This is a genomic window from Massilia luteola, from assembly GCF_034420155.1.
GTDB classification, from domain to species: Bacteria; Pseudomonadota; Gammaproteobacteria; order Burkholderiales; family Burkholderiaceae_D; genus Telluria; species Telluria luteola.
This window is the reverse complement of the sequence record NZ_JAXOFN010000006.1, coordinates 137,285-147,433: the sequence shown is the minus strand read 5'-3', so window position 1 is coordinate 147,433 and position 10,149 is coordinate 137,285. Positions and strand designations below refer to the sequence as shown.

Below are 10,149 nucleotides of genomic sequence, written 5' to 3'. Positions count from 1 at the left end.
CGCCGGATGAGCCGTCCGCATCCCGACAAAGCCCTGCGCTGGCGAGCGCGCGCTAAGTCGCAGTAAACAAGGGGGAACCCGACACTTGGCCGCGGCAGGGGCAGCGGCCATGACTGGCCCGCTCGGACGACATGAACGTCTTGCGTGGAACGAACAGAACATCTACACTCTCGAAAGTCTTTTATATATTAAAAACTGTGCAGGCCTCGATGATCCGCCGTGCGCTGACCGCCACCTTTGCCCTGTGCAGCTTGCTCGGCAGTCCATTGGTGTCCGCTGCCGAGGGCGCCGGCCCGCCCGTCAAGCTCACCCATGTCGCAGGGCCGTTTACCGCAGACCCGGCTTCCTTGAACAAGTATGAAACGCCCGAGTGGTTCCGGGGCGCCAAGTTCGGCATCTGGCCCATTGGGGACCGCTGGCGGTGCCGCGTGCGGGCGACTGGTACGCACGCAATACGTACGTGTACGGTACCCCGCAGTACGAGCATCACCTCAAGACATATGGCCACCCGTCCAGGTTCGGCTATAAGGACATCATTCCGTTGTGGACGGCCGAGAAGTTCGATCTGGACGCCCTGATGGCCCTGTACGCCTAGGCCGGCGCGACATATTTCGTCAGCATGGGCGTCCACCATGACAATTTCGACCTGTGGGATTCGAAGTATCACCGCTGGAATGCCGTCAAGATGGGGCCGCACGGGGATATCGTCGTCGACTGGCAGCAGGCATGCTACAACCGCGTGACCGACCTGGTGACGCATTACAAGCCCGACCTGCTGTACACCGACGGCGGCATCCCATTCGGCGTGACCGGCAGGACCCTGGTCGCCAATTTCTATAACGGGAACATCAAGGACACACGGCAAGCTGGAGGCCTTGTACAACCACAAGGACATCGGCTCCGGCGAATTTCTCCGCAAGGCCGGCGTGCAGGACGTCGAACGCGGTGTCATGACCATATCCAGCCGCTGCCGTGGCAGACCGACACCTCGATGGGCGACTGGTTCTACAGCGAGGGCTACAAGTACAAGACGACGCAGGACGTCGTGACCATGCCGGCGGATATCGTCAGCAAGAACGGCAACCTGTTCCTCAACGTGGTGCAGTATCGGGATGGCAGCCTGCCGCCCGAGTCGCGCCAATCCCTCGACGAGATGGCTCCTTGGATCAAAGTCAACGGCGAAGCGATCTACGGCACCCGGCCGTGGAAGACGTTCGGTGAAGTCCCGACGAAGACGGAAGGAGGCGCGTTCAAGGAAAACGCCGGTTGTACGGCCCGCGATATCCGCTTCGCCACCAGGGACGGCGCGCTGTACGCCATCACGCTGGGCGAGCCGAAGGGGCAGGTGCGCATCGCCTCGCTCGGCGCGCGCGGGACCGGAAACGCGGCCGGTCAAATCGGTGTCGCTGGTGGGCGCGAGCGAGCGGCTGCGCTGGAAGCAGCAGGACGATGCGCTCGTGATCGAACTGCTGGCCACCCTGCCGACGGCAATCGCGTCCAGTGTCGGGATCGGGTTCTGGTCGGAAAAAATGATTAGCCGGATTCGCGAAAAACGTGCATTTCCGCGACCCGTCGTATTGAATCTATCGAATACAATCGACGGTTGATCGGGAACACGGAACGAGCGGAAACGGTTACATGAACACACGAATGATGACATTGGCGGTGCTGGCCGCCTTGAGCGGCGCCGCATGCGCCGCGCCCGCGGGCCCTGTCACGGTGACGTCGCCGGACGGCCGGGCCGCTATCCGGATTGCGCCCGACGGCGGGAGCTATGTCGTCACGCGCGGCGCCGAAACCGTGATCGCCGCGTCGCCCCTGGGCATCGAACTCGACGGCCAGCCGCAGCTCGGCGAACTCGAGCTGGAAAAGGTCACCACGTCGACCACGGACCGCAAGATTCCCCTCGTCGCGACCAAGGCCTCGGTCGCGCGCGATCACTACCGCGCCGCGACGCTGGTGTTCCGCGAACGCGCGCAGGGCACGCGTAGGCTGCTCGTCGACGTGCGGGCGTACGACGACGGCATCGCGTTCCGCTACCGCATGGACGGCAGCGCGCCGGTCCGCCTGCGCGGCGAGAAAACGGCGTTCGTGCCCGCCGGCGATCCGGAGTGCCTCGTCTCGGTTGCGGAAGGCGCGCACGAGGTGCCGTTCGCACGCCAGAAAATTTCCCGGTTGCGCGGCAACCAGGGCTACGACGTACCTGTCGTGTGCACCAGTCCGTCGGGCCGTACCGCCTACGCGATCACCCAGTCGCATCTGGAGGGCTACACGGGCGCTTCGCTGTGGCGCGAAGGCGCGGCCCTGCGGGTGCACCTGTCGGGAACGCCGGGCCGCGCTGCGCCCGTGTATGAATCGCGCGGCGGGCTGCGGACGGCCTGGCGCGTCGTCATGCTGGGGAACCGGGCGGGCGACCTGATCGCGTCGAACGTGGTCGGCAACCTGAACCCGCCGCCGCAGGGCGACTTCAGTTGGGTCAAGCCTGGCAAGGCCGCCTGGGACTGGTGGTCGGGTCCGCTCGCGGGCATGAAGCCGGACATGGCCGCCTACCGCCGCTTCATCGACTTTGCCGCCGCCTCCGGGTTCCCGTACTACCTGATCGACGCCGGCTGGGCGCAGGGCAGCGGCGGCTGCTGCGATCCGTTGCCGACGACGGACATCACCCGCGCCGCCGAGGGCATCGACATGCCCGGCCTGGTACGCTACGCGGCGGCGAAGGGCGTCGGGCTGATCCTGTGGGCCCACTGGGAACACGTGAGACCGCGCATGGACGAGGTGCTCGACACCTATGCGCGCTGGGGCATCAAGGGCGTCAAGATCGACTTCATGAACCGCGACGACCAGGACGTCGTCGATTTCTATCAACGCGTGGCGGCCGCCACGGCCAAGCGCCACCTGCTGCTCGACCTGCACGGCGCCTACGTCCCGGCGGGCCTGCAGCGTACCTATCCGAACTTCATCACGCAGGAAGGTGTGATGGGCGCCGAGTGGAACAAGATGCAAAAGAAGATCACGCCGGAACACAACCTGATGCTGCCTTATACGCGCATGCTCGCGGGCCCGATGGACTACACGCCCGGCGGCTTCCGCAACGGCACGCCGGCGACCTTCGCGGTGCGCGACGTGCTGCCGTTCGTCCAGAACAGCCGCGGACAGGAGCTGGCGAAATATGTCGTGTACGACAGCCCCCTGCAGATGGTGTCCGATGATCCGGATGCCTACCGCGACGCCGCAGGCTTCGATTTCATCCGCCGCGTACCGACGGCCTGGGACGAGACCCGCTTCCTGTCCGGCGAGCCGGGCCGGGACATCGTGCTTGCCCGCCGCCTCGGCACGACGTGGTACGTCGGCGCGATGTCGGCGGAAGAGGCCGCGACGACGAAGCGGGTTCCGCTCGAATTCCTGCCAAGCGGGCGTTACCGGGCCACGATCTGGGAGGACGGCGCCACGCCGAACGACGTCAAGCGCCGCGAAGCCGACGTCACGGCACGCGACGGCCTGGCGCTGCAACTGGCGGCAGCGGGCGGCGCGACGGTCATCCTGGAGCGCAAACCATGAGGGCGACGACGCCGCGGCTGGCGCTAAGGTCCTGTCTCGGGCTGGGCCTGATGATTGCCCTGGTGGGGTGCGGTGGAATCAATGCGGTCGCGAACGGCACCGCGGCGGCGCCTGCGAAGACGTCGTTCGCGTGGACCTCGAGCGCGCCGCTCATATCGCCTCAACCGGATCCGAGCCAGACGATCTATGCCGTGAAAGATCCATCGATTGTCTACGTGAACGGCCGATATCACGTATTCATGACGACCGCCGGATCGGCAGGCTGGGGGCTCGGGTACACGAACTTTGCCAAGTGGTCGGACGCGTCGTCCGCGAAAATCGTCCCGCTCGACAAATCGCCGATGGGACCGGGTTATCGCGCCGCGCCGCAAGTGTTTTATTTTGCTCCGCAGAAAAAATGGTATCTCGTCTACCAGGGCGCCGATCCTCTTTATTCGACGTCGAACGATATCGGCGATCCCACGTCGTGGAGCGCGCCGACACCGTTCTTTCCCGTCGTGCCCGACGTCGTCAAGCATCCGCAAGGTAATGCCTGGCTGGACTTCTGGGTGATCTGCGACGACGCAAAATGCTATCTGTTCAATACCGATGACGGCGGGCGTCTGCTGCGGTCCGAAACCGAAATCGGCCGGTTCCCGAATGGCTTCCATCATACTGTCGTCGTCATGGCCGAAAAACCGCAGGACCTGTTCGAGGCCAGCAATACCTACAGGATCGCCGGCACGCACACATACATCACCCTTGTCGAGGCGGTTTCACCGAAAGGGCGCTACTTCCGCATCTGGAAGAGCGATCGCCTGGACGGGAAATGGGAGCCGTTCTCTTCCGCGCCAATGAACGCGTTCGCCAGCCGCGACAACGTCGGGCAGGCCTGGTCGGAAGGTGTTTCGCACGGTGAAATGATTCGGACGAACGCGGATCAGACGATGACAATCGATCCTTGCCGGCCGCTCGAATATCTCTTCCAGGGCAATGACCCGGCAGTGCATGTGGACGACTACATCAAAATCCCGTACCGCCTGGGTGTCATCACGGCGAAGGGGGAGAATCCGGTGAGCGCGCTCTGCCGCTGACCCGGCGCATCGACGTGAATCGCCGTGATCGTCGCACGGGCCGACCAGCGGGGGGGCGGAGACGAACCAGGCCGATCGAAGCCCTCGATCTCGGCCGGCGGGCAGCTGACACACCCGGCGATGGTGCGACTGAAAAAGTGGTGCCCGGAGCCGGGATCGAACCGGCACGCCATCGCTGGCACGGGATTTTAAGTCCCGGGTGTCTACCAGTTTCACCATCCGGGCAGCGCGCAGGATTCTAGCACAGTCGGACCTGGTCAGGGTCGAAAATGCAATGTTGACGGAGCGGGCGCCGGCCAGCGGCTGTGCCGTTCCCTTCAACCGGGCGCGCGCATGGTGTAGCATGCGGGGCGACACGCCCGCGGCCGCCGCCGCCGCGGCAGGACCATGCAAGGAAAACCATTGAATATCACGATCAACGAAGAACTCCGCTCTTTCATCGATCCCCTTACGCCCGTCGAATACGCGGCGCTCGAACGCAGCCTGCTGGCCGACGGTTGCCGCGATGCGCTCGTGCTGTGGCGCGACGTGCTGATCGACGGGCACAACCGCTACGACATCTGCCGCAAGCACGACATCCCGTTCCGCACCGTCGCCAACGACAAGTTCGACTCGCTCGAAGACGTCATGCTGTGGGTGATCGACAATAACCTCGCGCGCCGCAGCGTCTCCGATTTCCAGCGCGGCATGCTCGCGCTGCGCAAGAAGGAAATCGTCGCCGCGCGCGCGGCCCAGCGCGCCGCCCAGCAGCCGCCGGACACGGCGCCCGAAGCGGCGCCGCAGGAAGCGGCCGACGATCCGTCCGATCCGCCCTGGAGCACGCGCGAGGACGTGGCCAAGGCCGCGCGCGTGTCCGCGAACACGTTGAGCCAGATCGAGCGCATCCGCAAGACGGCGGCGCCGGAACTGGTCGACGCCGTGCGCAGCGGGACGATTTCGGTCAGCGCGGCGGCCAGCGTCGCGTCGCTGCCGGCCGATGCGCAGGTCGCCGCCGTCGCCGGCGGCCGCAAGGAATTGCAGCAGGCCGCGCGCCAGGTGCGCGAGCAGAAGGCGGGCGCGAAGCCGAAGAAGGAGACCGTGCCGGATTCGCCGGAAGACCAGGTCAAGGCCTTGCGCAGCCAGGTCGGTGAACTCAAGGACCGCGTCGCCACCTTGATGACGGAAAACGAAGTGCTGCGCCAAAAACTGGCTGCGCTCGGCGCCGCCTGACCCTCGCGGAGCCGCCATGACGATGGCCCGCCCGACCCCGCTCGCCGTCGCCTGTGCCGCGTTGTTCGCGCTGGCGCGGCCCGTGCTTGCCGAAGGGCCGGCGCCGGTCGCCGCGACGGTCCGCGCGGCCTTCGCGCCGGCCGAACTGGCGCGCATGAAGGCGACGGCGCGGCGGGTGACGATCATGCGCGACAAGTGGGGCATCCCGCACGTGTTCGGCAAGACGGACGCCGACGCCGTGTTCGGCATGCTGTTCGCCCAGGTCGAGGACGACTTCAACCGCGTCGAGCTCAATTACATCAATGCGCTGGGGCGGTTGGCCGAAGTGGAGGGCGAGAAGGAGATCTGGCGCGACCTGCGCATGAAGCTGTACATCGACCCCGCCGACATGAAGGCACAGTATGCGGCGAGTCCGGCCTGGCTGAAGACGCTGATGGACGCGTATGCCGATGGCCTGAACTGGTATCTCGTCACGCATCCGCAGGTGAAGCCGAAGCTGCTCACGCGCTTCGAGCCGTGGATGGCGCTCGCGTTCAGCGAGGGCAGCATCGGCGGCGACGTCGAGACCATCGACCTGAAGGCGCTGGAAGCGTTCTATGGCAGGCAGCTGGCCGCGCCGGTCGCGCTGGCCGACCTGGGCGATGCGGGCAAGGGGGGCGACCCGGAGCCGCAAGGCTCGAACGGCTTCGCCATCGCGCCGCGGCGCACGGCCGGCGGCCACGCGCTGCTGCTGATCAATCCGCACACATCGTTCTACTTCCGCCCCGAGATCCACATGGTCAGCGAGGAGGGCCTGAACGCGTACGGCGCCGTCACCTGGGGCCAGTTCTTCATCTACCAGGGCTTCAACGACCGTATCGGCTGGATGCACACGTCGGGCGGCGGCGACGTCATCGACGAGTACCTGGAGACCGTGACCCGGCGCGACGGCACCTATGTCTACAAGTACGGCGCCGCCGAACGCGCGGTGCGCGGGAAGACCATCACGCTGCCGTACCGCACGGCCAACGGCATGGCCACCCGCACGGTCACGGCGTACTTCACGCACCACGGGCCCGTGATCCGCGCGCAGGATGGCAAATGGGTGGCCGTGCGCATGATGGCCGACCCGATGCACGCGCTGATGCAGTCGTACGGCCGCACGAAGGCGCGCGACTACGCCGGGTTCTACAAGGTCATGGCGCTGCGCACGAATTCGTCGAACAACACCGTGTATGCGGACGCCGACGGCAATATCGCCTACTTCCACGGCAATTTCATCCCGCGCCGCGATGCGCGCTTCGACTGGACGAAACCCGTCGACGGCAGCGACCCGGCCACCGAGTGGAAGGGCCTGCACGACGTCGAGGAGACGATCACCGTGTTCAACCCCGAAAGCGGGTATGTCTCGAACACGAACAACTGGCCGTGCACGGGTTTCGGTGCGAGCAGCCCGGATTGCTCAGCGTATCCCCGCTATATGTGGTCGCTGCCGCAGAATCCGCGCGGCATCCACGCCGAACGCGTGCTGCACGACGCGCGCGATCTCACGCTCGACGGCCTCATCGCCAAGGCCTACGACAGTTACTTGACGGCGTTCGAGCCGCTCGTCCCGGGCGTCGCGAAGGATTGGGACGCGCTGCCGGACGGCGACCCGCTGAAGACGCGGCTGGCCGGCCAGGTGGCGCTGCTGCGCGGCTGGGACCTGCGATTTTCGACGGCGTCCGTGGCCACGTCGCTGGCCGTGTACTGGGGCCAGGACATGGTCGGGGAATCGTCGGCCCGCGCGAAGGCGCGCGGGATGCCCGTGATCGACTTCGTGCAGACGTCCCTGAGTCCGCGCGAGCGCCTCGACGCGCTGGCGCGCGCGAGCGACAAATTGCAGGCCGACTTCGGCAGCTGGAAGACGCCGTGGGGCGAGATCAACCGCTTCCAGCGGCTGTCCGGCGCCGTCGGCCAGCACTACGACGACGCCAAGCCGAGCCTGCCGGTCGGCTTCACGTCGGCGAACTGGGGCTCGCTGGCGTCGTTCGGCATGACGGCGCGGCAGACGACCAGGCGCATCTATGGCGACCGCGGCAACAGCTTCGTCGCGGCCGTCGAGTTCGGCCCGCACGTGCGCGCGAAGAGCATCCTGGCCGGCGGCGAGAGCGGCGATCCCGCGTCGCCCCATTTCACGGACCAGGCCGCGATGTACAGCCGCGGCGAATTCAAGGACGTCCTCTACACCAGGGCGGACATCGAAAAACATCTCGAGCGCAAATATCACCCTGGCGAATGAGCCGCCCGGGGCGCGCACTTTATACGCACCGCAAATCCGGGCGTACATACCGGTTTCGACAAGTATGCGGTTTGCATTTTCCGATCTACTGGTGGTCGCCACACGGCTGTCCAACCAACCAAGGAGTGCATCGTGCGTATCCAATCGCTGCCGAAGTATCTGCTGAAACCGCTGTGCCTTGCCGCCATGCTGTGCGCCACGGCCGGCGCCCGGGCCGACATCACGGTCTACACCTCCCAGAGCGACTTCCTGAGCGCGGTCTCGGCGCCCGGCGTCGATACCTTCGACGACCTGACCATCGCACCGTACGACGACACTGTCTTTCGTACGGCCGCCGCCTATAGCTACCAGGCGTATTCCGCCACCGGCATCTGGGGGGCGGGCGGTCCGACCGATTTCTGGCTGTCGAACAATACCCGCGACAACCCCATCGTGTTCTCGGACTTCAGCGGTGGCGTGAGCGCCTTCGGTGGCCAGTTCTTCGCGTCGGACGTCGCCGGCCAGTTCGTGGACGGCAACGTCGTGCTGACGGCCGCCGACGGCGGCACGCTCACCTACGATGCCGCGGGCGCGACGACGTCCTCGTTCGTCGGTTTCGTGTCGACGTCGCCGCTGACGTCCGTGACCCTGGCCACGGACGGCGGCGCGTACTGGCCGACGGCGAACAACGTCGTCCTCGCGGTGCCGGAACCGGCCACCTACGGCATGCTGCTGGCCGGGCTGGGCGTGTTCGGCCTGGCCGCGCGCCGGCGCCGCTGACGCCGCTGACGCCGCCTGTCCACCCTGGCGCCGCCGCATGCCGGATTGCTATAATCGGGGGATCGAACAACGGCATTCCAGCGCGGGGCAGGGCAGTGGCAAAACTCTATTTCAGGTACTCGGCGATGAACGCCGGCAAATCGACGTCGTTGCTGCAGGTGGCGCACAACTACGAAGAGCAGGGCCAGAAGGTCCGGTTGTACACCGCCGCCATCGACGACCGCTACGGCGTCGGCCAGATCACGTCGCGCCTGGGTCCGCAGCGCCAGACCGACGTGTTCGACCAGCGCACGAACTTCCTGGACGACGCGCCGGCGGTGGCGTGCGTGCTGGTGGACGAAGCCCAGTTTCTCACGCGGGAACAGGTCGTGCAGCTGCACCAGCTGGCCCAGGTGCGCGGCGTGCCCGTCATCTGCTACGGCCTGCGGAGCGATTTCCGCGGCGATCCGTTCCCCGGCTCGGCCTACCTGCTGGCGCTGGCCGACGACATCGAGGAGATCAAGAATATCTGCACGTGCGGCAAGAAGGCGACGATGAATATCCGGGTCGACGCGGAAGGGCGCCGCATCCGCGAAGGCGAGCAGGTCAGCATTGGCGGCAACGACAGCTACCGCCAGGCCTGCGGCCGCTGTTTCTACCTGGGCTGACGCGGCGCGACCATGTCCTGGCCGGCCGGTTGCCTTACTCATCTGCCCGCCTGGGCCTGCGGCCTGGGCGAGATCCTGCTGTACCTCGTGCCGTCGCTGGCGCTGGCCTTCCTGATCTGGATCGTCACCCGGGCGCACCCCGTCTTTTTCCTGTTCAGCGCCGTCGGCACGTTTTGCCACGAGCTCGCGCATTTCGCCGTCGGGCTGCTGCTCGGCGCCGATCCGGTCGGCTTTACCATCATCCCGCGCCGCAACGGCCGCACGTGGGAGCTGGGGTCTGTGTCTTTTGCCAACCTGCGCTGGTATAACGCGGCGCCGGCGGCGCTCGCGCCGTTCCTCGTGCTGCTCGTGCCCGTGGGCGTCGCGTGGTGGCGCACCCGCGCGGCCTGGCACTTCGGCCCGGCCGACCTGGCGCTGACCCTGCTGCTGGCGCCGCAGTTCCTGTCGTTCTGGCCGTCGCCCGTCGACTGGAAACTGTCGCTGCGCAGCTGGCCTTATCTGTTGATCATCGCGGCGGCCGGCCTCGCCCTGTGCTGGTTTCAGACCAGTTTGTTTCGATTTGTAAAAGCGTAGGCGCGCGGCCGCCGTCCAGACTTAAGCTCGGCTGAAACGCGTACAAGCCGGCTCTGCGCCGCTGCGCTAT

General features: G+C 66.3%; 7 protein-coding genes, 1 tRNA gene and 1 pseudogene. 8 read left to right on the top strand and 1 reads right to left on the bottom strand.

Annotated features, from left to right (window positions below):
• Positions 1-370: 370 nt before the first annotated feature.
• From U9J41_RS09655 to U9J41_RS09645, 3 genes and pseudogenes are all read left to right on the top strand, one after another.
• Positions 371-1,537, top strand: a pseudogene (locus tag U9J41_RS09655) (alpha-L-fucosidase).
• Between the two features lie 101 nt (positions 1,538-1,638).
• On the top strand, positions 1,639-3,558 hold the full coding sequence (locus U9J41_RS09650) for a glycoside hydrolase family 97 protein (RefSeq protein WP_322401978.1): 1,920 nt from the start codon (positions 1,639-1,641) through the stop codon (positions 3,556-3,558).
• Positions 3,555-4,631 carry a glycoside hydrolase family 62 protein gene (locus tag U9J41_RS09645; RefSeq protein ID WP_322401977.1) on the top strand — a complete coding sequence of 359 codons (1,077 nt, stop codon included), beginning with the start codon at positions 3,555-3,557 and terminating at the stop codon, positions 4,629-4,631. The genes U9J41_RS09650 and U9J41_RS09645 overlap by 4 nt, the downstream gene beginning before the upstream one ends.
• A 138-nt stretch (positions 4,632-4,769) precedes the next feature.
• Here U9J41_RS09645 and U9J41_RS09640 read toward each other — a convergent pair.
• A tRNA-Leu gene (locus tag U9J41_RS09640) sits at positions 4,770-4,856 on the bottom strand.
• 177 nt (positions 4,857-5,033) lie between these two features.
• On the opposite strand from U9J41_RS09640, the gene U9J41_RS09635 reads away from it, so the two are divergent.
• From U9J41_RS09635 to U9J41_RS09615, 5 genes are all read left to right on the top strand, one after another.
• Positions 5,034-5,840 (top strand): hypothetical protein, encoded by an 807-nt coding sequence (locus U9J41_RS09635; protein WP_322401976.1) that lies wholly within the window; start codon positions 5,034-5,036, stop codon positions 5,838-5,840.
• A 16-nt stretch (positions 5,841-5,856) separates the two neighbouring features.
• Positions 5,857-8,100, top strand: a complete 2,244-nt coding sequence (locus U9J41_RS09630) for a penicillin acylase family protein (protein WP_322401975.1) — start codon at positions 5,857-5,859, stop codon at positions 8,098-8,100.
• 132 nt (positions 8,101-8,232) lie between these two features.
• Positions 8,233-8,859 (top strand): PEP-CTERM sorting domain-containing protein, encoded by a 627-nt coding sequence (locus tag U9J41_RS09625; RefSeq protein ID WP_322401974.1) that lies wholly within the window; start codon positions 8,233-8,235, stop codon positions 8,857-8,859.
• Between the two features lie 95 nt (positions 8,860-8,954).
• Entirely contained in the window at positions 8,955-9,506 is a 552-nt protein-coding gene (locus tag U9J41_RS09620; RefSeq protein ID WP_322401973.1) for a thymidine kinase, read from the top strand.
• A 12-nt stretch (positions 9,507-9,518) separates the two neighbouring features.
• The gene (locus U9J41_RS09615; RefSeq protein WP_322401972.1) at positions 9,519-10,079 is read left to right on the top strand and encodes a hypothetical protein; all 561 of its coding nucleotides are present in this window, start codon (positions 9,519-9,521) and stop codon (positions 10,077-10,079) included.
• Positions 10,080-10,149 lie beyond the last annotated feature (70 nt).